The organism is Amycolatopsis sp. QT-25, from assembly GCF_029369745.1.
In the GTDB taxonomy this organism is placed as follows: Bacteria; Actinomycetota; Actinomycetes; order Mycobacteriales; family Pseudonocardiaceae; genus Amycolatopsis.
Genome location: NZ_CP120210.1, coordinates 3,269,490 through 3,294,087 on the forward strand (window position 1 = coordinate 3,269,490; position 24,598 = coordinate 3,294,087).

Annotated in this window: 19 protein-coding genes; 10 read left to right on the forward strand and 9 right to left on the reverse strand. The window is 65.8% G+C overall.

Going from position 1 to position 24,598, the window contains the following annotated elements:
- Nucleotides 1-4: 4 nt before the first annotated feature.
- Complete coding sequence (locus P3102_RS15275) at nucleotides 5-1,789, reverse strand: acetyl-CoA carboxylase carboxyltransferase subunit alpha/beta (protein ID WP_276369940.1); 1,785 nt, start codon at nucleotides 1,787-1,789, stop codon at nucleotides 5-7.
- Nucleotides 1,790-2,284: 495 nt separating this feature from the next.
- Between P3102_RS15275 and P3102_RS15280 the strand changes: the two genes are divergently transcribed.
- Both P3102_RS15280 and P3102_RS15285 read left to right on the forward strand, forming a co-directional pair.
- On the forward strand, nucleotides 2,285-2,893 hold the full coding sequence (locus P3102_RS15280; RefSeq protein WP_276369942.1) for a DUF6230 family protein: 609 nt from the start codon (nucleotides 2,285-2,287) through the stop codon (nucleotides 2,891-2,893).
- Nucleotides 2,894-2,918: 25 nt separating this feature from the next.
- Nucleotides 2,919-3,821, forward strand: a complete 903-nt coding sequence (locus tag P3102_RS15285) for a DUF6114 domain-containing protein (RefSeq protein WP_276369943.1) — start codon at nucleotides 2,919-2,921, stop codon at nucleotides 3,819-3,821.
- Nucleotides 3,822-4,088: 267 nt separating this feature from the next.
- Here P3102_RS15285 and P3102_RS15290 read toward each other — a convergent pair whose 3' ends face one another.
- Complete coding sequence (locus tag P3102_RS15290) at nucleotides 4,089-4,952, reverse strand: LysR family transcriptional regulator (protein WP_276369945.1); 864 nt, start codon at nucleotides 4,950-4,952, stop codon at nucleotides 4,089-4,091.
- Nucleotides 4,953-5,021: 69 nt separating this feature from the next.
- On the opposite strand from P3102_RS15290, the gene P3102_RS15295 reads away from it, so the two are divergent.
- From P3102_RS15295 to P3102_RS15305, 3 genes are all read left to right on the forward strand, one after another.
- Nucleotides 5,022-5,750, forward strand: coding sequence for an SDR family oxidoreductase (locus P3102_RS15295; RefSeq protein ID WP_276369946.1), 729 nt, complete (start codon nucleotides 5,022-5,024; stop codon nucleotides 5,748-5,750).
- A 124-nt stretch (nucleotides 5,751-5,874) separates the two neighbouring features.
- Entirely contained in the window at nucleotides 5,875-6,519 is a 645-nt protein-coding gene (locus tag P3102_RS15300; protein WP_276369948.1) for a GntR family transcriptional regulator, read from the forward strand.
- Nucleotides 6,516-6,980, forward strand: coding sequence for an OsmC family protein (locus tag P3102_RS15305; RefSeq protein WP_276369950.1), 465 nt, complete (start codon nucleotides 6,516-6,518; stop codon nucleotides 6,978-6,980). The genes P3102_RS15300 and P3102_RS15305 overlap by 4 nt, the downstream gene beginning before the upstream one ends.
- Nucleotides 6,981-7,352: 372 nt before the next feature.
- Here the strand turns inward: P3102_RS15305 and P3102_RS15310 are convergent, their stop codons facing one another.
- From P3102_RS15310 to P3102_RS15320, 3 genes are all read right to left on the reverse strand, one after another.
- Nucleotides 7,353-7,748 (reverse strand): DUF3224 domain-containing protein, encoded by a 396-nt coding sequence (locus tag P3102_RS15310; protein ID WP_276369951.1) that lies wholly within the window; start codon nucleotides 7,746-7,748, stop codon nucleotides 7,353-7,355.
- Between the two features lie 500 nt (nucleotides 7,749-8,248).
- Nucleotides 8,249-8,980 carry an SDR family NAD(P)-dependent oxidoreductase gene (locus tag P3102_RS15315; RefSeq protein ID WP_276369953.1) on the reverse strand — a complete coding sequence of 244 codons (732 nt, stop codon included), beginning with the start codon at nucleotides 8,978-8,980 and terminating at the stop codon, nucleotides 8,249-8,251.
- Nucleotides 8,981-9,012: 32 nt separating this feature from the next.
- Entirely contained in the window at nucleotides 9,013-10,296 is a 1,284-nt protein-coding gene (locus tag P3102_RS15320) for an NAD(P)H-binding protein (protein WP_276369955.1), read from the reverse strand.
- 68 nt (nucleotides 10,297-10,364) lie between these two features.
- Here P3102_RS15320 and P3102_RS15325 point away from each other — a divergent pair, with 68 nt between their 5' ends.
- Nucleotides 10,365-10,814: a MarR family transcriptional regulator gene (locus tag P3102_RS15325; protein ID WP_276369956.1), complete on the forward strand. Its 450-nt coding sequence runs from the start codon at nucleotides 10,365-10,367 to the stop codon at nucleotides 10,812-10,814.
- Between the two features lie 407 nt (nucleotides 10,815-11,221).
- Here the strand turns inward: P3102_RS15325 and P3102_RS15330 are convergent, their stop codons facing one another.
- Complete coding sequence (locus P3102_RS15330) at nucleotides 11,222-12,364, reverse strand: DUF418 domain-containing protein (protein WP_276369958.1); 1,143 nt, start codon at nucleotides 12,362-12,364, stop codon at nucleotides 11,222-11,224.
- Nucleotides 12,365-12,974: 610 nt separating this feature from the next.
- Here P3102_RS15330 and P3102_RS15335 point away from each other — a divergent pair.
- Complete coding sequence (locus tag P3102_RS15335) at nucleotides 12,975-13,241, forward strand: hypothetical protein (RefSeq protein ID WP_276369959.1); 267 nt, start codon at nucleotides 12,975-12,977, stop codon at nucleotides 13,239-13,241.
- Between the two features lie 555 nt (nucleotides 13,242-13,796).
- On the opposite strand, the gene P3102_RS15340 is transcribed toward P3102_RS15335, so the two are convergent.
- A complete protein-coding gene (locus P3102_RS15340; protein ID WP_276369961.1) occupies nucleotides 13,797-14,207 on the reverse strand; it encodes a hypothetical protein in 411 nt (136 codons plus the stop codon).
- A gap of 1,335 nt (nucleotides 14,208-15,542) precedes the next feature.
- Between P3102_RS15340 and P3102_RS15345 the strand changes: the two genes are divergently transcribed.
- Together P3102_RS15345 and P3102_RS15350 are read left to right on the forward strand one after the other, a co-directional pair.
- The gene (locus P3102_RS15345; RefSeq protein WP_276369962.1) at nucleotides 15,543-16,958 is read left to right on the forward strand and encodes a S8 family serine peptidase; all 1,416 of its coding nucleotides are present in this window, start codon (nucleotides 15,543-15,545) and stop codon (nucleotides 16,956-16,958) included.
- A 287-nt stretch (nucleotides 16,959-17,245) separates the two neighbouring features.
- Nucleotides 17,246-20,224, forward strand: a complete 2,979-nt coding sequence (locus P3102_RS15350) for a BTAD domain-containing putative transcriptional regulator (protein ID WP_276369963.1) — start codon at nucleotides 17,246-17,248, stop codon at nucleotides 20,222-20,224.
- Between the two features lie 82 nt (nucleotides 20,225-20,306).
- Here the strand turns inward: P3102_RS15350 and P3102_RS15355 are convergent, their stop codons facing one another.
- Both P3102_RS15355 and P3102_RS15360 read right to left on the reverse strand, forming a co-directional pair.
- The gene (locus P3102_RS15355; protein ID WP_276369964.1) at nucleotides 20,307-21,743 is read right to left on the reverse strand and encodes a hypothetical protein; all 1,437 of its coding nucleotides are present in this window, start codon (nucleotides 21,741-21,743) and stop codon (nucleotides 20,307-20,309) included.
- A gap of 28 nt (nucleotides 21,744-21,771) precedes the next feature.
- Entirely contained in the window at nucleotides 21,772-23,265 is a 1,494-nt protein-coding gene (locus tag P3102_RS15360; RefSeq protein WP_276369966.1) for a hypothetical protein, read from the reverse strand.
- A 683-nt stretch (nucleotides 23,266-23,948) separates the two neighbouring features.
- On the opposite strand from P3102_RS15360, the gene P3102_RS15365 reads away from it, so the two are divergent.
- On the forward strand, nucleotides 23,949-24,503 hold the full coding sequence (locus tag P3102_RS15365; RefSeq protein ID WP_276369967.1) for a nuclear transport factor 2 family protein: 555 nt from the start codon (nucleotides 23,949-23,951) through the stop codon (nucleotides 24,501-24,503).
- Nucleotides 24,504-24,598 lie beyond the last annotated feature (95 nt).

The following is a 24,598-nucleotide window of genomic DNA, read 5'->3' on the forward strand; positions in this document are numbered from 1 at the left end:
CGCCTCACTGTTCTGCTCGGACCGCGTCCGCGGAGGCTCCCCGGGTACGCAGTCGGTGGTCTCGCCGGGTCAACAGGGCCTCGGGCCGCAGGGTGCCGAACTCCGCCAGGCAAGCGCGCAGTGCCGCCTTGACCAGCCGCACCGCGGCCGGTGGGTCGGTCTGCGCGCCGCCTGCGGGTTCAGGGACCAGCCGGTCGACCAGACCTGCCGCGTGCAGGTCCGTCGCGCGCAACCGCAGCGCTTCCGCGGCTTCGGGGGCACGGCTCGCGTCACCGTGGAGGATGGCGGCGCAGCCCTCGGGACTGATGACGGAGAAGTAGGAGTTGTTCATGGCCAGCAGTGCGTCCCCGGCGGCCAGGGCGAGCGCGCCGCCGCTACCGCCCTCGCCGATGACGACCGACACCAGCGGAACCGGGACGCCGGAAGCGGTCAGCAGAGTCTCGGCGATGGCGCCGCTCTGGTTGCCTTCCTCGGCACGGCGGCCCGCGTAGGCACCGGGTGTGTCCACGAAGGTGACCACGGGCAGGCCCAAGCGCCCGGCCAGCCGGAGCAGCCGGGTGGCCTTGCGGAAGCCGGAGGGATGAGGCATGCCGAAGTTCCGCTCGCCTGCTCTGACCGGGTCGTGCTCCTTCGCGTGTCCGAGGACCACGAACCCGACCTCACCCCACCGTGCCAGCCCTCCGGCCACCGCGGGGTCGTCCCCGGTGTGCCGGTCGCCGTGCAGTTCCACGAAGTCGTCGAAGATCCCGGCTACGTGGTCGAACACGTTGGGCCTCGCCGGATGCCTCGCCAGCCGCACGGCGTCCCACGCGCTGCCGCCTTGCCGGTCCGGCGTCGCGACGGCAGGCGCTTCGGGGAGACCGGTGACCTCCGGCAGGGGCATCGAGCCCGGCACCGGCCGCCCGGTCAGGCAGGTGAGCACCCGGTTGAGCACCCCCGGCAACGCCGGGCGCGGCACGACCAGGTCCACGTGCCCGTGAGTGTGCAGGAACTCGGCGGTCTGGAAGTCGGCGGGCAGCCGCTCGCCCAGCGCCTGGGCGATCACGCGCGGACCGGCGAACCCGGATCTGGTGGCCGCCTCGGCGAGGATGACGTCACCCAAGGAGGCGAAGGACGCGGCGACACCGCCGTAGACCGGGTCGGTGAGGACGCTGACGTAAGGCACGTTCGCGTCGTTCAGTCGCCGGATGGCGTCGCACGCGCGGGTGACCTGGAGCAGGGAGTACATGCCCTCCTGCATCCGCGCGCCACCCGAGCAGGACACCGCCACCAAGGGTTCGCCCCGCTCCACGGCGAGGTCGGCCGCCGCCACCACCTTCTCCCCGACGACGACCCCCATGCTGCCGCCCAGGAAGCCGAAATCCATCACCAGGAGCACCACCGGCCTGCCACCGACGCGCGCGGTGCCGATGACCACGGCCTCCGAGGCGTCCGTGGCGGTGCGGGCCTTGCGTAGCCGTGCCTTGTACGGCACCGAGTCGGTGAACTCCAGCGGGTCGGTGGACCGCAGCCCCGCCAAGTGCTCGGTGAAGCTGTCCGCGTCGGCGAGCTGGGCGATGCGCTCGGCGGCGCTCAGCCGACGGGTCTTTTCGCAAGCCGGGCAGACGCCGTGCGACCGCGCCCAGGTGGTGCGGTGGAGCACGCACTGACAGGACGAGCACCGCTGCCAGTCGCCGGCGGGCCAGTCGCGGAGTCGGTCGAGCACAGCGCGGTCGCTGTCGGGCCGCTCGGCCGGCTGCGGTTCGCCAGTGCCGTCCCCGTTCGTGTCGGCCAGGTCGTGCAGGCCCATTCGTCGCTCCCCGGTGGTCGTCAACTGGTGCGCCTTCACCGACAAGTCTGGAGCGGCAGGGGAATGTCGGCCATGGTCCGTCGGTGCGGGGGATTACGATCCCGGCCGATCAGCCCGTCCACAAAGGACCTGGCTCGAGAACGATCACGCCATCACGACGAGTCGGTCTCTTCTTCGGCGAAGCGGCGTTTCGGCACATGCGGTTCGGCGGCGCTGTCGATGACGTACCGCGTCACCACCTGAAGTCTGATCCCGAATCCCCGGTGCCGGCAATGGGTCGCACGCACAGGGGATTCGGACTCCGGTGGTGCGGTCCCTCCGTTCCGGACGCTCGGTACCCGCGAGTGGAGGAGACGCCGGTGGAGCGCGCATGGTCCGCCGCCGGTGGTGGTCCGCGTGGAGCCGGTCGGGCTGTGAACATCGGGCAACACCCTTGTCCACACGGAGGTCACGGGGTGAACCTCATGGTCATGTCCACCGACGGAAGAGGACGACATGCCGCAGTCGCGGGTACGCGGGAGAACGCGCCGGAAGCTGTTCGCCGGTGTGTTGGTCGCGGGGTTGACGGGGATGGCGGTCCTGGTGACCGGTCTGTCGCAGGGTGCCCTGGCGGCATCGTTCGCCGTCTCGGGAACGAGTTTCAAGATCTCGGCGGATAGATTGCAGGGAACGGGATTCGTCCAGTTCGGAGGGGTGGACAGCGGGGGCGGCGCGGCTCATCCGGTGGCCACCAGCGCTTTCCGTACCGTCGTCCTCGACAACTTCTGCCAGTCGGTCTCACTGCGCTCACTCCCGCTGGTGGGGGACGTGACCCTGCGGATCGCCTCCACCGGCGAAGAGGGCATGGCCGCGACGAACATCGTGCTCGGCGTGGCCGCACTCAGCGGTGACCTCACCCTGGAGAACCCGCAGATCGGTGTGGACGCCGGGCAGGTGTCGAAAGGGCCGGCGGGCGTGGTCGGCCGACCGGGTGGGTTCGCCCAGCAGGCCGACCGTGCCGCCATCGCCATGCCGCGGATGGCGGCTTGGAGTGCCGCCGCCTACACCCTGCGCCTGAAGAACTCCAAGCTGACCCTGCACACCGATTCCGGCGAATGCTACTGACGTCGGTGACGCGGGGGAGGCGCTGATGGGTACGGCACCGGAGCGGGCACGTCAGGCCTGGCGCGACTTCGGACACTGGCGCCGCAGCAGGCCGTTCACCGCGGGCCTGTTCCTGGTGCTGTCCAGCGTCGCGATGATGCTCCCGCCATACGCCACTTTCCGTTGGGGAGACGTGCTCGTTTCGATCACGACGATCGGAGGGGTGTCGGCGCTGCTGATCGGCACGCTGCTCGCGATCTGCGGCCTGTCGCTGTGGTTTCGACCGCAGTTCCGGTTCGCCGCGGCCTTGACGGCGATGCTCTTGTCGCTCGTGGCCCTTGGCGTGACCAATCTGGGCGGCTTCCTGGTCGGCACCCTGACCGGAGTGATCGGCGCGGCGTTGGCACTGGCCTGGACCGACCAGCCACCGGCACCCCGCGGCAAACGCCGATCGGTGCTCCGCTGCCTGATGGTGATCGGCCTCGTCGCGGTCGCGCTCGAGGTGCTGCCGGTAGCGGCGCGCGACGAGGTCACGCCCGCGCGGAGCTGGACCCTCTCGGCGAGCACTCTCCGCCTCTACGGCGTCGTCTACCACGGCATCGAACGGATTCTGGTCGACGGCTCGCCGACCATGACGATGAAGTTCACCGTCAAGCGGATCGAGGCGATCGATCCGGTCCAGGTCGGCGAACTGGGTAACGGCCACGAGGTCGTCACGGCCGCACGGCGCGGCTTCTCCACGGCATCCAGCACGATCGAGCTGTTCACACTGAGGGTGACCGGGGTCGTGAGCCTGCTGGGCCTGGTGGGAATTCCGGTCGACTTCACTCCCGATCGCCCACCGCCCTTGGTACCGCCGTCCGTGGTCCTGACCGAGGTGACCACGATCAACGCCCAGGTGCGTGGCGGAACGATCGTGATACCGAATGCACGACTGACGATCCGGTGAACACGGTGGCGCCCGGTGTTCTGAGAACAGCGACCGCGCGTACGGCGCTTCACGACCAGAGCCCATCGGCTGGTCGAGGTGCAGCTGAAACAGTCAGGGGGAGGACCGATCCCGGCCGCATCGCCAGCGTCGAGAAACCCGCTCCCTCCGGACCTGGTTCAGATGGGTCGGCTGGATCGATGCCGCAGGTGATTTTTTGCTGTCGTTGCGTAGCCGCTGATGACACCGCAGCCTCCGAAGTGGCCCCCGGCCGCCGCTGCAAAGATCCTATCCCGGCCCGTGTTCGGCAGCGATCATGAGGAATCTGGCGATCGACGGCGACCGGCTCCCCGGTCGCCAGAGTGCCAGGGTCCGGTACGGCGTCACGTCGCCGACCGGCCGGTAGACGACGTCGGGGCGGATGTTCACGGCGGCCAGCGAGGCGGGCACCAGAGCCACGGCCTGTCCGAAGGAGACCACGTCCAGTAGCTGGGCGGTGTCACGCACGAGCGGGCCGTCGGCCCGGCGATCGGGGTGGCCCAGCCAGTGGCCGCGGCCGGCGACGCGCGAGTCCTCCCAGCGCGGAGCGGGCTCGGTGAGCAGATCGGCGGCGGTGAGCACTTCGCGTCCAGCGAGCTCGTGATCGGCGGCGAGCGCGGCGACGCGCGGTTCGGTCGTCAGGAGTTCGGTTTCGAGGCCTTCGCCGTTCACACAGGCAGCGATCGCCAGGTCCGCGCGTCCGTCGCGAACCAACTCGGCCTGCGCACCGAAATCGCTCACCACCATGCGGATCTCCGGCGCGGCCGGGTCCGCCCGGAAGCGTTCACGGACACGGTGCAGCAACCGAATGGCCACACCGGGTTTGGCGGTCACCACGAGCGCGTGCCCGACCCGCCGCGTCCGGCGCACGGCGGCGTCCAGGGAAGCGAGCACCCTGGCCGACTCGGCGAAAAGGGTCTCCCCGGCAGGTGTCAGCGCCAGCCGGTGCCCGGTGCGATCGAAGAGTTCCGCGCCGATCCGGCGTTCGAGCCCGCGAATGGCCCGTGACAGCGGCGGTTGCGCGATACCGAGACGCCGGGCCGCGCGGGTGATGTTCAGATCCTCGGCGACGGCGCGGAAATAGCGCAGTTCGCGGATCTCCGGCTCCGGCATACCGCCAGGGTAGGGCAATACACCGAATCGGTATTTCTGTTCGAGCGGGATGTCGGCTGGGGTGGTGGCATGCACCTTCACGAAGTCGCTCTCGTCACCGGCGGCAACAAAGGCATCGGCAAGGAGATCGTTCGGCGGTTGGCCGTGCGAGGACTCACCGTCTACCTCGGCGCGCGGAATCCGGAACGGGGTGGCGCGGCCGGATCGGACATCCGGCCCCTGCGGCTCGACGTCACCGACGAAGCGTCCGTGGCGGCGGCGCTGGAGACGATCGAGGCCGAGACCGGCAGGCTCGACGTCCTGGTCAACAACGCCGGCATCACCAGCGACTGGGGGCTCCGCACCTCCGACTTCACCGCGGCGCACCTGCGCGAAGTGTACGAGGTCAACGTTTTCGGTGTCGTCACGATGATGTCAGCCTGTGTGCCCCTGCTCCGCCGCTCGCCCAACCCGCGCGTCGTCAACCTGTCCAGCGGGCTCGCCTCCCTCACCATGCTGAGCGATCCGGGGATTCCCCTGCCCACCGAAGGACTGCTCGCATACAGCTCGTCCAAAGCCGCGCTCAACGCCTTGACCTTGCTCTACGCCGAAACCCTTCGCGCCGACGGCATCAAGGTCAACGCCGTCAGCCCCGGCATGGTGCCGACCGACCAGAACGCCGGGGCTCCTTTTCCGCGCGGGCACCGCACCGTCGCCGAGGGTGCGGCCGTTCCGGTCCTGCTCGCGACGCTTCCCGCGGACGGCCCGTCTGGTGTCTTCCGCGGCCCGGATTCCCTCGAGGACGTCATTCCCTGGTGAGCCACGTCTTGATCACCGGCCGTGTCGTGCTCACCCCGGTGGCCGATCAGCCAGGAGAGGGCGCGGTTGCCAGAGCGGACAAGGGTGACGTATCCTTTGTATACATTGCATACAAGGAGGTCGATTGGACAAGGTTTACGACGACATCCACGGCCTGATCGTGCTCGGGACGTATGCGGCCGGGCAGCCGATCAGCGAGCAGGAGCTGTGCTCTCGGCTCGGTGTCAGCCGCACACCGGTGCGGGAAGCGTTGCGGCGGCTGCAAAGCGACGGCCTGGTTCGCGCCGCCCGCCGGGGGGTGACCGTCGTCGAACTCGACGCCAAGGCATTGCGTGACGCCTACCTGGTGCGCGCCTCGCTCGAGGCGCTGACCGCGGAACAGGCCGCGCGCCGCCAGCAGGCGGGCGAGCTGTCCCCGGCATCACTGCGCCGCCTCACCGAGTATGCCGACCTGGCCGACGAGGCCACCCGCCTGGGTGATCTGCTCAACGGCGTGGCCCGCAACCGGGCATTTCACCGGTGCGTCGCCGAGCTCGCCGACCTCCCGATGGCGCTGGACGTCCTGGACCGGATCTGGGACCAGATCATCGTTTCGACGCGCGCTTCGTTGACCGCGTCCGCCCGGCCGGCCCGCGTGGACGACGAGCATCGCCGTCTCATCTCGGCCATTGCCGAGGGCGAACCGGACGAAACCGCCGCCCGTGCCCGCGAACACGTCATGGCCACCATGTCCACAGTAGACGAAACGACGAAAGGAAGGCCCACATGAGCAGGGAACACGACTACCGGGTCACGGTGCGCTGGACCGGGAACAGCGGCTCCGGCACCTCCGGCTACCGCGACTACGCGCGCGACCACGACGTCGTCGCCGAGGGCAAGGAACCGCTCAAGGGCACGGCGGATCCGGCGTTCCGCGGTACGGCGGACCGCTGGAACCCCGAAGAACTGCTGGTCGCCGCCCTGTCGCAATGCCACATGCTCAGCTACTTCGCGCTATGCGCCCGCGCCGGGGTGATCGTGACCGAGTATGTCGACTCCGCGAGCGGCGTCATGCGGGAGGAGCCCGGCACAGGTGGCCGGTTCACCGAGGTCGTGCTGCATCCCGAGGTGACCGTCGCCGAACCTGGCATGCGCGACAAGGCGTTGGCCCTGCACGAGCAGGCGCACGAGATCTGCTTCATCGCCAACTCGGTCAACTTCCCGGTACGGCACGAACCCGTGGTGCGGTGACGGACATGCTGCGCGGGTGGCGATCGACCCGCGCGGTCCGCTCCATGCGGTCACCGCGTCCTCGTCGGGGACGGGCAGCCTGTCGTTCTACACCGCTGACCGGCGGTAGGGGATTCGCAGCCGAACGTCGTGGCTGCTGACCCTGTCCGATGTGGATCGACGACCTCCGCCGATCCGACCGAGGCCGGGGCCGCCGATGAAAGGATCGACATCCCCTGCCCCGGTCAGGTCGCCAGGAGCTTGCCCTTGACCTTCGGTACTGTCCGACCGTCGTGCCTCACTCGGCGCAGAGGCGATCACGGTGTCGCGATCGAATCGCGTCCTGACACCCGAATGCTGTCGAGGGTTCAACTCGGGAGAAGTTTCCCGACCCTATGAGGGCAGTTCGTATTTGAAGACGTAGCTGTGCTCACCATTCGGTGCACGAGTGATCTCCATCGTGGCCCGGAGTCCTGTCAGGCCGTCGCTGGCCGAATCCGTGACGACTTCGATGCTGGCGGATCCGCCCTCAGCGTTTCCCTGGGCAGAATGACGCAATACGAAATCGCCTTCTCGGCCATCGATCCGGGCGTGTACCCGCTCCATGCCGACATACGATGCCGAGTCATTGTGGGCCAACACCTGGAGCAGGTTCGCTTCGCTGGTACCCTGGATGCCTCCTTCGAAGGTCTTGGTATTGCGAACGCGGAGAAGGCGAACGCCGCCTCGCTCGTCGTACACGTCTTCATTCCAGCTGTCCAGGGTGAATCGGCCGGTCACTTCGTTCATGAACTCTCATCGATTCCGTGAGTGTGGACACCATTGAGGTGGTGCGTTGTCCACCAGTGGGAGATGGCACTACTTTGCAGTCAAGACTTCTCAGTGGACAAGATACAGGTCATGCAATTCCGGTCGTGATCCATATCCCCGTGGTTATCCGCGGAGCATCGCGCTACCGGCCGCTATGGATCAGACACGCAAATGTTCGAGCTGTGACCCTGAGTCGTGACCCGTGAGCGGGCGGGCACCGTCACCTGGCGTGGCTCCGACAGTCCACAGGGGACATCACGACCCCTGTGCCCGCTCTTGTCGCCGCCGTGATTCTCTCTCGCGGGGGTACGTGAAGGCCCCTTTCTTGCGCTAGGCGCAAGGAAGGGGCCTTCACGTACCCCAAGGCCGCCCCAGGCGCACCGGCACGGCCGACGAACCCCGACCCATACTCTGCCGAAGTGCTCACCGACCTGCGATCGGCCGAAGCCGGAAGGCAGCAGGAACTCAAGACGTTCTGCTCACCACGGCACGGTCTGTTCGACCGAGCCAGTGGGCCCACCGCGAAACTCTCCTGTGGGTCCGGTGTCATCGAGGAGTGCGAGTTCGACGGGGACGGCGGCTGCCTCTGCGACGGTCTGGTGTCCACGACTGAAGGGGGATTCGACATTGAGGTCGGTGGCGACGAGGCCGGGGTTGGCGGCGTTGACGTGGATTCCTTTCGCGCGCAGGGCGTTGGCGTAGAGCACGGTGATCGAATTCAGCGCGGCTTTGGAGGAGCTGTAAGCGAGCAGGCCGCGGGTGGAGATGGGGTGGTGAGGGTCGCTCAGCAGGGCCATCGATCCCAGCGGGCTGGACAGGTTCACCACTCGGGCCCGGGAAGAGCGCTGCAGCAGCGGAAGGCAGGCGTGGATCAGGGCTATCGGGCCGAACACGTTGACTTCGTACGCTTGCCGGACTTGTGCCGCGGTGATCTGCTCGACAGGCGTTCCCCACTCGGTCACGATGCCCGCGTTGTTGACCAGGACATCGAGTTTCCCGCATTCGTTCTCGATCCGGGCGATCGCGGCGTCGACCTGTTCCGCTGCGGTGACGTCCAACTGGAGGAAGCGTACGTCGGTGTCGGCGCCGCCGAGCTCGAGCTCGGCGCTCTTGCCGCGTTCCGGGTCGCGAGCGCCCAGGTACACAGTCATCCCTTCGGCTGCGAGTCGCCGGGTGATTTCCCGTCCGATGCCCTTGTTCGCCCCGGTCACCAGCGCTATCTCGCCCTGGTGTCGGCTCCTCGTCATCGCGGATCCGCCTCTCGGCCGGGCTGCGTGTCGACGAGCGCTATCCAGTTTCCGTCGGGGTCGGCGACATATGAGCGTCGGTGTCCGCCGAGGTGGCGATAGGGCTCGATGAGTATCCGGGTGCCGCCGTCCCGGAGCCGTGCGGTCTCGCGGTCGACGTCCTCGCAGGAGACGACCAGTTCGAAGGTGGAACCACTGGCGGGTTTCAGCCCGGTCGACTTCACCGCGGCCGGGTGGGAGACAGCGAGCAACGAGGTGCCGAGTCGAAGCACGACGTGCTCGGGAGTGTCCTGGTTCGGCCAGCAGGACGACACCGCGAACCCGAGGCGGTCACGGTAGAACTCGAGCGCGGCGAGGGGGTTCTCGGTGAAGATGTTGAGCATGCTGGACGTGGTCGCGGCACTCGGCCGCGGTCCGTCGGAGGAGGTGGCACCGCCACCGGCGAATTCGTCGGCCGCGAAGGTGGCGACAGAGCGGGCGGGGCGGCCGGTGACGACCTCGACGTCGCCACTGACCTCGTCGTAGTCGCCGGCGGCGATGACCTCGTACTGTGTGGTCAGGTCTCGGGCGAGCCACCGGGGGAGCCCGGCGCCGGCCATCGCCTCGACGAGTGCCGCAGGGGGCACCCGGACATGGGTGATCGTCCGTCCGGCGGCTGCGCTCAGGATCGCGGCGGCCTCGTCGTAGGTGTGGGCCTGCGGCCCTGTCAGGGTGTAGGTCCTGCCCTCGTGCCCGTCCTCGGTCAGCGCGACGGCCGCGACAGCGGCGATGTCGTTCGCGTCCACGAGCGCGGTCCGGCCGTCCTGGGCACAGGTATAGATCGCGTCATCGGTTCCGATGCGGTGGAAGTTCTGCAAGTAACCCCCCGGCCGCAAAATCGTGTAGGCGAGTCCGGAAGCCTTCAGTTCACGCTCAGACTCCCAATGCTCTCGCACGAACCCGATCGGCGACCGCTCGTGGGCACCGTGGGCGGATAGCTTGACCACGTGGCGCACCCCGACCGTACGTGCCGCTGTGATGACGTTGTGTTCCTGTGCACGCTGACCGTCGGGTACCGCGGCGGCGGTGGTCAGCAGGAAGAGGCGGTCTGCCCCGGACAACGCGGGTGCGAGCGAGCCCGGATCGGCCAGGTCGACCGGGAAGGTTTCGACCCGGTCCCCGAAGAGGGTCTGCGCCCGGCGCCTGTCCCGGCATAACACCCGAACCTGCTCACCGCGCTCCACGAGGAGACGCACCAGCCGACTGCCGACCGTTCCGGTCCCGCCGGTCACGACGATCATGAGTACTCATTTCTCGAGATGTATTATGGTGGTAAACCACCATAATACATCTTCGTTAGCATCGTCCAGTGACCCCTTCGATGCCCGTCGAGCCGCCCACTCCGTTGTCCTATGAGGTCATCCAGCTGCTGGTCGAGATGAGTGCACGACTGAGCCGGAATTTCGCCGCGCGAGCGGCGGAGCTGAACCTCACGGCCGCCGAGGGGAAGGTCCTGCTCGCCCTGGAGCCGAAGGCCACCTTGTCCATGCGTGGACTGGCTCGAAAACTCGGTTACGACGCGTCGAACCTCACGGGCATCATCGACAAGCTCGAGGACCACGGCCTGGTCGGGAGGCATACGGACCGTGCCGACCGGCGGATCAAGAACATCATGGCCACCGACGAGGGGGCGCGCGTCCGAGACGGTCTCGCACAGCGGCTCCGGGAGGACGCGGGCCCGGTCAGTGCGCTCACTGAACCCGAACTACACGAGCTCCGTGCCTTGCTTGTGCGCGCGATGGACAGCAACGCACCCTGAGGTGGCGAGCGGCAGTACCGGCGGCAGGAGAGCATCCGACGGCCGCGTGGACGCTTTCGAGCGAACTTCCCACTCGCCGCAGGGACCTCGCCGACAGTCACGGTGTCAGCATTTCGCACCGCTGTCGAAGAGAGTGCGGCACCCGCGCCGGCACGGCTGATCCGCCGTCTTCCGGACTGGACGTCGGCACGCTTGCCCGGTGGTGAACCTTCTCAGGTTGTCGGCGACCGGAGCGATTCGCCGAGTTGGTGACCTCCTGTGCGGCAGGACCGGCCTCACGGCCGTGCACGCCGGATAGGGGTTCCCGGATTCATGAGCGCCGCTTGGTCGGCCTCGCCGCCAAGACCCCATCGGCGGTACCGCCAGGTGCCGACCGTCTCGCTCATCGTTCAATATCGATTGCTGTCTCACTCCCTCCGGCTCGTGGTGGCTCGTTGAGGCCTCAAGTAGGCCCATTGCCACAGGAGTTCGACCGGCCCTCGAGAGAACCACTTCAGCCACAGCGTGCTCAAGGCCATGATCAGCGCACTCACGCCCAGGTAGAGAACGATGACCCCCCACGGTCGCGTGCCGGCGAAAGTGCTCGACAATCCGAATCCCCATTCGTAGCAGAGTATTCCGGCGATCAGGTTCTGCAGGATGTAACTGGACAGGGCCACACGCCCGACCGATATGAGCCCCCGTCGTAGTGGGCCTGGCTCGCCCCGCAGCCGGTGCACCAGTGTCGTTACGAGGCCAAGCAGGCCGATCGAAACGAATCCCGCGGTCACATATCGGTCAGCGAAGAACCACGACGCGCCCGAGAACGTCGTGATCAGATTGAGCGGAACACCCACGCCGAGTCCGACCTGCATCAACCTGTCACGCAGCCGCTGACCCTGCCGGGAGTCCGCCAGTACCCCCCGGCGCATCAAGCGCGAACCGAGCAAGAACAGGAACATGCCCAGGGGGATGACGAGCACGGCCTCCGCGCGATAGGTACCCGCCATGACGATCCGATCCGCGACCGCGGCCGGCCAGCTGGTGGTACTCGGCCCGGTGCCGTCGATGGTCAGCGGGACGTGGCGGTAGTGCTGCGCGAGGGTGAGCAATCCGATCACGGTGACGAAAAGCAAACCTTGGAACCAAAGCCAAATGCTGATCACGCGTTCGGAGCGGCCGATCACGAACGCGACCAACGCGGACACGACGGCGTAGTACATCAGCACGTCGAATTCGAAAATCAGCGTGTAATGAACAACTCCTTCAAGGAACAGAAGGGCGGCACGCCACAGGTACCAACCCGGCCAGCGGGCACCACGTTTCTTTGCCGAGCGGTACTGCAGCTCCATGCCGATGCCGAACATCAGTGAAAGCAGGGCAAGAAACTTGCCATTGCTGAGAAAGCGTAACAGCAGCTCGGTCACTCCGGTCACCGAATCCGGCGTCGGCAGATCGAGAAAACCGGCCGCGCCACGCTGATCGGCGAAAATCCAAATGTTCGTGCCCAGTGTGCCGAGAATCGCGACGCCGCGTAAGACATCCAACGCTTCTATCCGGTCGGTTCCCACCTTGCTCCCTTCGTGCTTTCATCAGGTTACGAGTGGAATGCGGGGGCGTCTTCGTGTGCCAGTGGCAGATGTGCGTGGCGGCCCGGGCGCGGACAGGGTGGAAGCCATGCACAAAATCCGGGACGGGTAGCCGAAATCGTTCCGCATGACGCAGCCGGGCGTGGCATCCATCATGGCACACGAGCACGAACAGCGTCGATCGACGCGCTGGCGCCGGACGCTGAAACGGCTGAAGCGCCGCTCGACGTAGTTGAGCTTCAGCCATCTCGATCCGGGTTGGGCCCGGCGCATCTACTACGCACGAAGCGATCCAGCAGTCCGAACCGACGGGCGCGCTCGCCACACTCGTGGTCGACCGCTGCTTCGAGGCATGGGGAGGGCGGACCGGCCTTCGCTCAAGAGGGGGTGTGTCCCCACTGCTCGGGCGGCTCGATCTCGATCACGGTCTGCAAAATGTCGAAATCAGCAGAAACCGGCCACCCGGACTTCTATACTCAGTGATCATCCGGTCAGGCGAGTTCGTGCGAGCACGCACCAAACCGTGTACCGGACCGCTCAGAAGGGAGTCCGGACCATTTCAGACAGTAGAGGCCGTCAGGGCCGTAGGCGGATGAAAAGCAGGAGAGCTGCAGCGGTACTGATCGCGGCGGTGCTCGGGACGTCGGTCGCGGGTACGGCGCACGCCGCCGAACTGGGGCCGTGGGAGCTCAGCGGTCCGTTCCCGAACGAACCGTCGTGCGCCGCGGGAATCACGTCGCTCGCCGTGGCGGGTTACCAGGTGGTGCCGCACTCGCCGCGCCCACCCGCCCACCGGACCGTGACCAAGTCCTGCTTCCCCACCACGTGGGGTCACTACGGATTCCACTTCTACCGGTAAGCAGTGTGCGGGCCCGGTCTCCCGGCCGGTTGCCCGGTCGACTCGTGGCCGGGCGGGCCGTGGGGACGGTTCCCGTTGCCTGGTCGGATGGTCACGACCGTGCGCCGTCGATCATCCGACCAGGCAAACCGGACGAAAACGGAGGGGTCGTCGTGCTCGCGGACGATGGCGATCCTGGCGGGAAGGGCGCCACGTCGGCACAGTGTGGGACGTCTGCCGCGATCGCGGCACTGCCACACGCGGAAAGTCCAGAATCCCGGAACACCGACGACGTCACCTTCCACCGGCATCGCGATGCCGCGGCTTCCCGGTCACATCGTGCAGGAAGGGAAGCAGCGCATCGGGACGCTGCCCCAACGGAAAATCCCGCCGCAACGTCCACACCGTACTGTTGGCCGTCCGCAGCTTCTTCCTGGACCTGCTGCCGCAGACTCTGGAGGATCTGTCTCGGCCGGCACGCCGTCCGCGGGATCGCGCCGGCCGTTGTGAGGTGCGCTGAACTGTTCCGGGGTGTCGCCTTTTCCTCGACGTGATCCAGCCCGCGGACGGTCCCGCTCAGCTCTGACCACGGTAACGTTCGTACTCGGCAGCGGCCTCCGCGATATCACCGTCCAAGATCATGGTCAGCGCGTAAGAGATGGCCTGGACCCACTCTTCCAGTCGAGTCACCTCCGCGTCCGCGATCAAGTCATTCCGGCGAAGCATCCCTTCGGGCGCTACACCCCAGACTCGGCCGAAGTGGCAGATTCCGACCACAGTGGAAACCACCTCACGCGACACCAGGTCAGCCTGCAGTGGTTCGGCAAGAGTCAGCAACGCCGACATGACCTCGTGGAAGTTCTCCTCGCGCAATCCGGTGAACGGCCGCAGAGACCCCAGGAAACCCTGTTGCCAGCGCGGATTCTCGACATCTGGATGCGTGCACGAGTGGAACAGCAGGGCTTCACGGGCATCAGCCGGGGTCACGCGAATACAGTAGCGCCAACCCTTCGCGGCCGAAGACGGCAGTCCACACCGGCCACGATGGTGCGTTGCCCTCGACCGACGGCTGTCGTCGGAGTTGCGTCTGACAGTTCTGCTCAGCGTGGCCGGTCACCTCGTCGGCGATCGTCGAGGCTGGTGGCGAGGTGGCGATGGACGACCTGGCTGATCCGACACGGCGGCGGCTCGGTACTCCCGGCTCCGGCACACTGCGCCGGCGGATCCGTCGGCGTACCGCGAGGACGACCATGACCGCGACGGGCATCCGGTCGATCCGAGGTGGCCGTGCCTGAACATGCGGGTGAACAGCATGCCGTAGGGGTGATGCAATCTCGTCACCGACCAATGTTGTTTCATGTATTGTTCCAGCCGCTTGATCACTTGAGTGCGCGATCAGAAGAGACCGGATTCACGCCTGGCTGGGGCAAGATATGCCCTGGTCAGGCCCTGTCTTGAGGCCTTCGGCCTGATCCAGGCCCGCTTCCATGCAGAGCGTGGGGATCTCACTCGGCCGTGTGGCAGGCGCTACCGCGCCGTTCGGAGGATCGACGTGCTGTGAGAGAACTGGTCAAGTTCCGTCCTGGCAGTCGGATTTCCTTTATCTTGTTGCTGTGCGGTTTCTGGTGGTTGGCCCGTCGGCTGTCTCCCGTGCTGGATCGATCACAACGAAGCTTCACGTCATGCCGTCACATCGCTGCACCGTTCTCTCGCGAGCTCCAGGAGTGATACATGTCCACGATGCTTGTAACGCTTGCCGACCGCATGGTGACGCTTGTCGTCCCGAAGGTTCGCGCGGGAGCGGATTCTCCTTCTCGTCTCGACCTTGCTTCTGCTCCCGCGTAAGAACTTCGTCATAGTGACCGTCGGGGGCGACAGCATGCGGTCGACCGATGCTCCAGTCGCCTTCCCCTGGTGCGGTGGTGCCGAACCGCGGCGAGGGCCGGGTGTCCTGAAGGTGTACCCGACCGTCGACGCCGAAGTGCCTCCGCGTCGACTGCTCTTACTCGGGGCCGATACCGCGCACAGTTTCGACTCACGCCGTACTGGCTGCTTTCCGGCGACGGATCGACACTCAGATTCATAGGCAAAAGGTTATGGGTGCCGCGATAAGTACATGAACGCACTCTTGCTTCGAAGGTTTACCGATGCCAGTCTGGGATGACTGGGTATCGTGATCGCACTTCCAGATGTGCTCACGACAACTGGGGAATTCATATGGAGGTTTCTTCTCGAATGTTCACATTCCGATCGATCGGGCGAGCCAGAGGGTTTGCCGCAGTCGGAACGCTGGTAGCCGGAATAGGCCTGGTGTCAGTCCCGATGGCGGACGCGGCCACACCTGCGTCAATCGACACCACCGGTGGCGCGTACTTCGCCGTACTCGTTCCGAAAGCAGCGCCGCTCGACCCGGCGGAGATGGCGGTGATCGCCAATGAGGGTTCCATCGTTCAGAAATGGCCGCAGATCGGTGTGGTGATCGCCCGCTCCAGGCAAGCCGATTTCGCCGCGCGGGTGCGCCGGCAGGGCGGTATCGCCGGTGTGGGTGCCACGAGGAACCTGGCCGAACTGGGGACGAGGAGCCGAGAGGCGTCGCCTGTACTTCGGGCAGCGACTGCCGAAGACCGTGGTGACATCGGATCGCGGGCATCGGCATCCGGTGAGCCGTTGGCTGCCAATCAGTGGAACATGAAGCTGATCGGTGCCGATCAAGCCAACGACATCAATCCGGGCAGCAGGAACGTACTCGTCGGAGTCATGGACAGCGGTATCGACTCGACGCATCCTGACCTCCGTGCCAACATCGATCACGCCGCTTCGGTCAATTGCGGGACCGACGGGGTCCCGGACAGGACAGAAGCCTCCTGGCAGGACCGGAACGGACACGGCACGCACGTCGCCGGTATCGTGGCGGCGGCCAGGAACGGAATCGGTGTCGCAGGCGTCGCGCCTGACGTGCGCATCGCCTCGATCAAGGTCGGCGCCGCCGACGACTACATCTACCCCGAATCGGCCGTCTGCGGATACATTTGGGCCGCCGAACACGGCGTTGACATCGTCAACAGCTCATTTTCCGTCGACCCCTGGTATCTGTGGTGCAAATCCGATCCGGACCAGGCCGCGGTCGCCGAGGCCGTCCGCCGGTCCATCGCCTACGCCACATCGAGGCAGGTCACGACGGTCAGTTCGCTGGGTAACAACAACTGGGACCTCGCGCACGACATCGTCGACACGTTGAGCCCGAACAATGGAACGCTCTTGACTCGGAACACCGACTCGTCGTGCGTGACCCTTCCGGCCGAGATTCCAGGAGTCGTCGGTGTATCCGCGGTAGGCGCGGCGAAGAGCCGCTATTACGCATCGAATTACGGTACCGGTGTCGCAGATCTCACGGCGCCGGGAGGTGACTGGAGGTTCCAGACCCCGTCGACGCCGGATGCGAACGGGCGAGTGCTGTCCACGGTCCCGGGTGGCCAGTACGGCTACCTGCAGGGAACTTCCATGGCAGCACCCCATGTCACCGGTGTGCTGGCACTTCTGAAGAGCCGCTACCCGATGCTGTCCGGGGATTCGCTCAAAGCCGCTGCCGAAGCCGGCGCGGAGGTTCTGCCGTGCCCCGCCGGTGGCGTCCACGATCCAGGAGGCACTGGCCAGTTCCGCGCCGTCTGTGAAGGAGGCGTGAGTGGAGCGGGCTTCTACGGGAAGGGTTTGGTGAACGCGCTCCGAGCGGTCAGCTGATCGGCTCGAACCACCATAACGTCAGCTGACAACAGAAAAACACTGTTCTGAAAGTACAGGCCGGCCGATGGCGCTCCTCGCGAGTGGCGCCATCGGCCGGCCTGCGTTCGCGCACATTTCGTAATCGCGCCGAGAGTGCCGGCCGCGGTCCTCGGGGCCGACCGCGAGCGCTGCGGTCAAAAGGCCGACGGTGATGCGACGTGAACTTCGCCGTTGTCGAAGTCGGAGTCGCAAATGCAGGACTGGCGGTAGTAGTGTCTGCTGTGAAGTTGTGCACTGGGGGTTCGATGGAAATCAGAATACTGGGTCCTGTATCAGTCTTGACGGATGAGGGACCGCTTGCACTGGGTGGTCCGAAACCACGCACACTGCTGGCTCGGCTGGCGGTGTCGGCTGGCGCTGTCGTGTCAGTGGAACAGCTTATCGACGCGGTATGGGGTGCGGACGCGCTGAAACGCTCCAGAGCGTCGGTGCACACCTATGTGTCCACTCTGCGAAAGGTCATTGTCCAAGGCGGCGGCCAAGATGTGATCACGCGTGGGCCTGGTGGTTATCGGCTCGCGCCCGACGTCGCGTCGATCGACCTCGACGGCTTCTTGCTTTCCGTACGGGACGGGAGGCGAGCGCTACGTGAGCATCGGTTCGCAGCCGCCGCGAAGTCACTCGGCGAGGGGCTCGACCAGTGGCATGGTACCGCATTGGACGGTGCGGACGGTGACTGGACGAGCGCCGAACGGGACCGGCTTTCGGAAATGCGGCTGGCGGCCGTGGAAGACTGGTCAGCGGCCAGGTTGTTCCTCGACGACGGACCGGACGTGCTCGAGAAGCTCGCCGTCCTGGTGCGACAGCATCCTTTGCGCGAAAGAATGCGAGCTCAGCTGATGACCGCGCTGTTCCTCGCCGGCCGGCAGGATGATGCGCTCAGGTGCTTCCAGCAAGGCAGGCAGGCGCTCGCCGAGGAACTGGGCGTCGAGCCCGGGCCCGAACTGCGACAAGTGCACGCGCAGCTCCTGCGTGGTGAGATCAGCTTGCCGAGCGGGCCGACTCTGTCCAGGAGAATCATTCCCCGTCAATTGCCACCGGACATCGCCGACTTCACCGGTCGGGAAACCGAACTGCGCCAGATCAAAGACTTCTGTATGGCGAGCAGCGAGCAAAACGTGATGCGCCTGACGGTGTTGTCGGGCAAACCCGGCGCAGGGAAGACAACGCTCGCCACCCACGCCGCGCACCGGTTCCTGGCACACTTCGACGGCGGCCAACTCTATGCCAACCTCCGCGGGGCCCAAGCGGCACCGGTCGACCCCGCCGACATCCTGGCTCGTTTCTTGCGTGCGCTCGGAACCCCTGACCTGGCCATGCCAACCGACATCGAGGGCCGAACGGCGCTGTACCGAACCCTGATAGCAGACCGCCGGGTACTTGTCGTACTCGACGATGCCGCCGACGAGCAGCAGGTCCGGCCTTTGTTACCCGGTGGAGGTGGCTGTGCTGTGCTGGTGACCAGTCGAAACCGGATGTCGACGTTGGAGGGAGCAGCCTACGTCCATGTCGGCGTGCTCGCCGAGCAGGAAGCTCTCGCGATGCTGGGCAGACTGATCGGCCGGCGCCGTCTGGCCGCACAACAGGCGCCGGCCTTGGACATCGTACGGCTCTGCGGGGCACTGCCGTTGGCCGTTCGCATCGCGGGAGCGCGATTGGCCGCACGCTCCGGGTGGTCCTTGGACGATCTCGCTCGACGGCTGCGGAACCAACATCGGATTCTGCATGAACTCACCGCAGGAGACCTCGAGGTCCGCGGAAGCCTCGTCCTCAGCTACGCCGGGCTTGACGACACCGGTCGTCGCGCACTACGCAGGATGGGCTGGCTTCGTACCGACGTACCCGAATGGCTTGTCGCGGCCTTGCTCGGTTTGCCGGGGCCCGAGACCGCGAAGGTTCTCGAGCGCCTGCTAGACGTGCAGCTGCTCGACGGTGCGGAAGACGATCGCTACCGACTTCACGACCTGGTCCGCGCGTTCGCGATGGAACGTGCGACCGAGGAGGAGACAGCGGGGGACATGCTGGAGGTGGCCAGGCAAGTGGCCGAGCGTTCCCTGCAGCTGGCCGAATACGCCGTCGCGCGACTTCCCGGTGGTGGATCCGCCCGTCGAGTGGTGCCGGCCGACATCGATACCGCCGCGATCGAGGAACAGCCGACAGTTTGGCTGAGGAGGGAACTGCCGGCTCTGATCGATGTGATCGAGTGGTGTTCGCGTCTCGGCGAGGTCGCGCTGTCCGCACGGCTGACGACCGCGCTGACCCCCGCGTTCGCCATGCAGAATTGGTTCGACGAGTGGTGGCACACGCATTCGGTCGTGCTGTCGGCTTCGCGTCGGTCGGATGATCGAGAGCACGAAGCTCACTTGTCGGCGGGCCTTGGCTGGCTCCGTTCGGAACAGGACCGCTACAGCGAATCCGCGGACTTCTATCGTGCCGCGCTCACCATCTACAGCGCGTTGGACGATCGAGTGGGTCAGGGCAAGGTTCTGCTGGAGCTCAGCCTGGTGCGGCGCGACCAAGCCTTCCTGGCGGAGGCCCGGGCTCACCTCGACACCGCGGTCCCGCTACTCGAGGAAGCCGCGGACCGCCGCGGTCTGGCCCGCGCGGAGCACACCCGCGGCGCAATCCTCACGGAGCTGGGCGAACTACCTGCGGCATTGCAAGCCTGCGAACGAGCGGTACGGGCCTATCGGGAACTCGGTGATCAGCGTGCGGTGGCGCTCGCCCTCAGAACCTCGAGTATCGCGCATCGCGCTGCCGGGAATCTCCGGGAGGCTGCCGCGCAAGCCGAGGAAGCACTGGCCTCACTCCGCGTCGAGGACGATCCCACCATGGTCGCCTATGCGGTTCAGTCCCTGGCGAAAGTCAGAATTCGGCAAGGGCTCGGCACCACGGTACGCGACTCGTTACAGGACTGTCTGGCCGACAGACAACTGATGCGAGATGGTTTCGGGGAAGCCTTGCTGTTGAGAACTTTAGGAGAACTCGAACTCGCTGAAGGTGATGCCGTTCAGGCAAAGACTCTGTTGACCCGTGCCCTGGATTCATGGCGCACGCTGGCCGTGCCGCTGTGGGAGGCGAGGACGCTGCGCGACCTCGCGATGGCGCTGCGGGCTCTCGGCGATACTGCTGAAGCGGAGCGGGTGGCGGGACAGGCCCTGGAGATCTTCGTGTGTTACGGCAGCAGAGAAAGCCGCGAACTCCAGATTCATGCGGGTACATAGCGCCTCCTGAAATTCGGCACACCGCGCATGAAATGTGAAGCGCGGCCCCCGGAAAGCCCGGAGGCCGCGCTTCACGGAGAAGCTAGCCGATCTGGATCATGCGGTCGTGGTTTTGGATGTGCTGGACGTCGCCGCTTCCGGTCATGGTGATCCAGGGTGCGTCGAGGCCGTTTTTGACCAGGAAGTTGCCGTTGACGAGTGCGCCGATGTTCGTGCCTTCCAGTTGCCATTCGGTGGCGCGGTTTCCGGAGTTGAGTGTGTGCCATGCGCCGTTTGTGTCGTCTTTGGCGTAGATGATTCCGGCGCTGTTGCTGAAGGCGATCCGGTTGCCGTTCAGTTGGATTTGCCGGACGTCGCCGCCGCCGGCCATGGTCAGCCATGGTGCGTGGATGTTGTCCTTGAAGAGGAAGTCTCCGTTGACGAGTGCGCCGATCCGGTTGCCTTCGAGGGTCCACTGTGCGGCGTGGCCGCCGGGGTTCATGGTGTGCCAGCCGCCATCACGGTCGTCCTTGGCGTAGATGATCCCGGCACCGTTGCTGAACGCGATCCGGCTGCCCTTCAGTTGAATTCGCCGGACGTCACCACCGCCCGCCATCAGCAGCCACGGCTCATCCAAGTTCTCCTTGATGTGGAAGTTGCCGTCGAGGATGGCGCCGATCCGGTTGCCCTCCAACAGCCACTGCCCTGTTCGGCCGTCCGGGTTGAGCACATGCCACGGTCCGTCGAGCTGGTCCTTGGCGTGGATGATCCCGGCACCGTTGCTGAACGCGATCCTGCCGTTGTGCAGACCGATGGTCTTGACGTCGCCGCCGCCTGCCATCACGCGCCATCCGCCGAACAGCCCGTCCTTCAGCAGGAAGTCGCCGCCGATGATCGCGCCGATCCGATCACCGTCGAACACCCAGTGCGACGCCCCGCCACCGTTCAGCGTCTGCCAGGACCCGTCCCGCTCGTCCTTCGCGAAAATGACCCCCGCGGTGTTGCTGAACCCATACCGCGTCACCATCTTGTACTGCGGTGGTACCGAGCCTGCCACCTCACTGAGTAACGACGTAGCCTTGACCTGCGCGTCGTTGTATCGGCCGCGGAGATCGGCACGTGGTCGTTGGACATCCGCCGCGATGTCACCGGCTCGATACGCTGGATGTGTCCGCTCGACATTCATGGCAGCTTGGAAATACCGCACAGCGGCATGATTCACGTTCATGATCTCAGCAGGCGTACCCCACCCTTGGCTGGGGCGCTGCTGGAAGACGCCAAGAGAATCGGCGTCACCACAGCCGAGATTGTTCATATGGGATTCGACCCAACCGGCTTCGAATCCGGACAGCAGCACCCGCTGTGACACTCCGAGCCCGACACCGACCTGATACACGGCGCGGCTGACGTTCAGATCCCGGGTTGCCGGAACCGCGCAAGCGCTGGCCGTGGGGACGGCGCCCGCAACCGGTGTGGCAGTAAGAACCCCGCCCATGATCAGCGCGGCGAGCGCGAATGCCTTTTTAGATATGGACAACACAGAATTCTCCTTACGGCACAAAGCTTCGTCAGCCGATCTGGATCATGCGGTCGTGGTTTTGGATGTGCTGGACGTCGCCGCTTCCGGTCATGGTGATCCAGGGTGCGTCGAGGCCGTTTTTGACCAGGAAGTTGCCGTTGACGAGTGCGCCGATGTTCGTGCCTTCCAGTTGCCATTCGGTGGCGCGGTTTCCGGAGTTGAGTGTGTGCCATGCGCCGTTTGTGTCGTCTTTGGCGTAGATGATTCCGGCGCTGTTGCTGAAGGCGATCCGGTTGCCGTTCAGTTGGATTTGCCGGACGTCGCCGCCGCCGGCCATGGTCAGCCATGGTGCGTGGATGTTGTCCTTGAAGAGGAAGTCTCCGTTGACGAGTGCGCCGATCCGGTTGCCTTCGAGGGTCCACTGTGCGGCGTGGCCGCCGGGGTTCATGGTGTGCCAGCCGCCATCACGGTCGTCCTTGGCGTAGATGATCCCGGCACCGTTGCTGAACGCGATCCGGCCGTTGTGCAAGCCGATCATCTTCACGTCGCCGCCGCCGGCCATGGCGAGCCACGGGTCGTCCAGGCCCTCCTTCATGAGGAAGTTGCCGTCGAGGATGGCGCCGATCCGGTCGTGGTCCAGGATCCATTGCCCTGCTCGGCCGTCCGGGTTGAGCACGTGCCATTGTCCGTCGAGCTGGTCCTTGGCGTGGATGATCCCGGCACCGTTGCTGAACGCGACACGTCCGCCACTCAAGGCGATCTTCTTGACGTCGCCGCCGCCTGCCATCACGCGCCATCCGCCGAACAGCCCGTCCTTCAGCAGGAAGTCGCCGCCGATGATCGCGCCGATCCGATCACCGTCGAACACCCAGTGCGACGCTCCGCCACCGTTCAGCGTCTGCCAGGACCCGTCCCGCTCGTCCTTCGCGAGAATGACCCCCGCGGTGTTGCTGAACCCATACCGCGTCACCTTCATGGAATTCGGCGGAGTGGGGCCGTCTTCCACGATTTTGTTGTATCGCACGGGGCTGAACGTGTTCGTGTAGCTTGCCGACCACGCCCGCTCGACGGCGTTGTGGCCGTAGTCGTATTCCTCACGTACTACGGGGCTCGTCCGTGCGGCATCGTTCCAGCGCACGAACAGGGCGATATGACCTTGGCGCCACAGCGCGTCACCGGGCCGTAGGTCGGCTTTCGCGATGGAGTGCATGACGGCGGGAAGGGTCGCGGTGGAGCGGCTGAACCCCAGATGCCATGCCATCGACACATAGCCCGAGCAGTCCTGTCGGTAGGTCCCGTACTGGTTGGTCCAGGAAACCGACTGGCTGTAGGGGACCCGCTGATCGATCCAGGATTGCGACCGGACGAGTACTTCGCTGCGGGAGATCTGGCCATCGACCACGGAGTTCGCCGCAGGCGCGGCGATCGCCGGGTCCGCGGCCATCACCGGCCCTGCGACTGCGAGACCACCGAGCGCGACCGCGAGAGTGAATGCCGTCAATACAGAGCGACGGCGGTGTGAGCGGGATGGAGACGGATGCATGTCCGCACCCTTTCGACTGGGAGAGTGTCACGTACCAACCTGGCCGACACACCTTCAAAGGAACTCAAACCGCAGGTCGGATGAGCCGCGGGGGGTCGGCGAGGGCGCGGCCCAGGGAGTGCGGCAAGCTTCGGTCATCACCGTGGCGTCCAGGCCGTGGCTGGTGCCGGTGACGGCAGTTCTTCGTCGCCTGCCGAACCGGTCGGACTGATCGGCCCGGCTGAAGTTGTCTTCGGGCAAGATGGTCCCGTCCCTGAGTTCACCTCATCGACGTGCTTGGCCGTGCGCCGTCGCGTCCAGGGATCGCCGGTGGCGAACGCGCATCGCCGGCAGTCGGCGGATCAGATCCTCGGATACGGCAGCTCGGCCGCGGATTACCGGCCCATCGTCGGTTCACCCACGCTGCGGTCAGGCCGAAGGGAGACTTCCGGGTGGCGGGACGAAGTAGCGAAGGGCGGTGATCTCGGCATCTACATACATGCTGTACGTATGTTACGGTGAGGCTCACGCGCCGTTGCACCGCCGCGATCCGGTGGTTGCACCGCCGCGATCCGGTGGGGGAACCCGAGAGCGGCACGCTGAGATGTGCTCTCGTGACCGAGGACTCGGTCACGAGAAGCTTCTGATCCATCGATCGTCCTCTTCGTGACCCTTTGCCGCAGGCGACCTGAAAGGTCTTCGTGTTGCTCGATAAAGTGCCGACCGCTGCGGCGGGTGCTTCTCCAGACGGCCTCGCGGCGGCTTTCGTCGATGCTTTCGCGCAGGGGTGGAGAGCGCCTGCCGATGCCGATGAGCTGGCCGACCACTTCGACCCCTGGCTCCATGCCGACTACCGGTTCACGCAACCGCTGATCCGGGCTCCCGGCTCCGGGCGCAGCGCGTTCCGGGAGAGGTTCGCGCGTCCGATCTTTTCGCTGTGCTCCGATATACGTGGATCGGTGGAGTCCTGGGCGCACCGAGATGGGATGCTTTTCATCGCGTTTCGTCTCGACGTCACCGTCGGCCGCCGCAGGGTACGGTTGCGTGTCTGTGACGAAGTGCTCCTTGACGATGGCCTCGTCGCCGAACGACACACCCATTTGGATGTGGTGCCGTTGCTGGGTGCCATCCTGCGCAGTCCACGTCTATGGTGGCGTGTGGCGAGGTGGCAGTGTGACGACATGATCGCCAAGCGGAGGAAACCGAGAACACGGCGAGCTGGTGGGCGGCTGTTCTCCGGATATCCGGGCTGGAAATGATCGGTGAGAGGAGCGGTCGTGTGCACAGTATCGATCCTGGTCGAGTTGTTTCGAAACCAAGCTGAGTACGAGTCATGAATGCCGGAATCGGTTTA

Bases quoted from the DNA above. Each gene is read 5' to 3' on its own strand.
- P3102_RS15275 (WP_276369940.1), bottom strand. From the start codon at position 1,789: ATGGGCCTGCACGACCTGGCCGACACGAACGGGGACGGCACTGGCGAA.
- P3102_RS15280 (WP_276369942.1), top strand. From the start codon at position 2,285: ATGCCGCAGTCGCGGGTACGCGGGAGAACGCGCCGGAAGCTGTTCGCC.
- P3102_RS15285 (WP_276369943.1), top strand. From the start codon at position 2,919: ATGGGTACGGCACCGGAGCGGGCACGTCAGGCCTGGCGCGACTTCGGA.
- P3102_RS15290 (WP_276369945.1), bottom strand. From the start codon at position 4,952: ATGCCGGAGCCGGAGATCCGCGAACTGCGCTATTTCCGCGCCGTCGCC.
- P3102_RS15295 (WP_276369946.1), top strand. From the start codon at position 5,022: ATGCACCTTCACGAAGTCGCTCTCGTCACCGGCGGCAACAAAGGCATC.
- P3102_RS15305 (WP_276369950.1), top strand. From the start codon at position 6,516: ATGAGCAGGGAACACGACTACCGGGTCACGGTGCGCTGGACCGGGAAC.
- P3102_RS15310 (WP_276369951.1), bottom strand. From the start codon at position 7,748: ATGAACGAAGTGACCGGCCGATTCACCCTGGACAGCTGGAATGAAGAC.
- P3102_RS15320 (WP_276369955.1), bottom strand. From the start codon at position 10,296: ATGATCGTCGTGACCGGCGGGACCGGAACGGTCGGCAGTCGGCTGGTG.
- P3102_RS15335 (WP_276369959.1), top strand. From the start codon at position 12,975: ATGAAAAGCAGGAGAGCTGCAGCGGTACTGATCGCGGCGGTGCTCGGG.
- P3102_RS15345 (WP_276369962.1), top strand. From the start codon at position 15,543: ATGGCGGACGCGGCCACACCTGCGTCAATCGACACCACCGGTGGCGCG.
- P3102_RS15350 (WP_276369963.1), top strand. From the start codon at position 17,246: ATGGAAATCAGAATACTGGGTCCTGTATCAGTCTTGACGGATGAGGGA.
- P3102_RS15360 (WP_276369966.1), bottom strand. From the start codon at position 23,265: ATGCATCCGTCTCCATCCCGCTCACACCGCCGTCGCTCTGTATTGACG.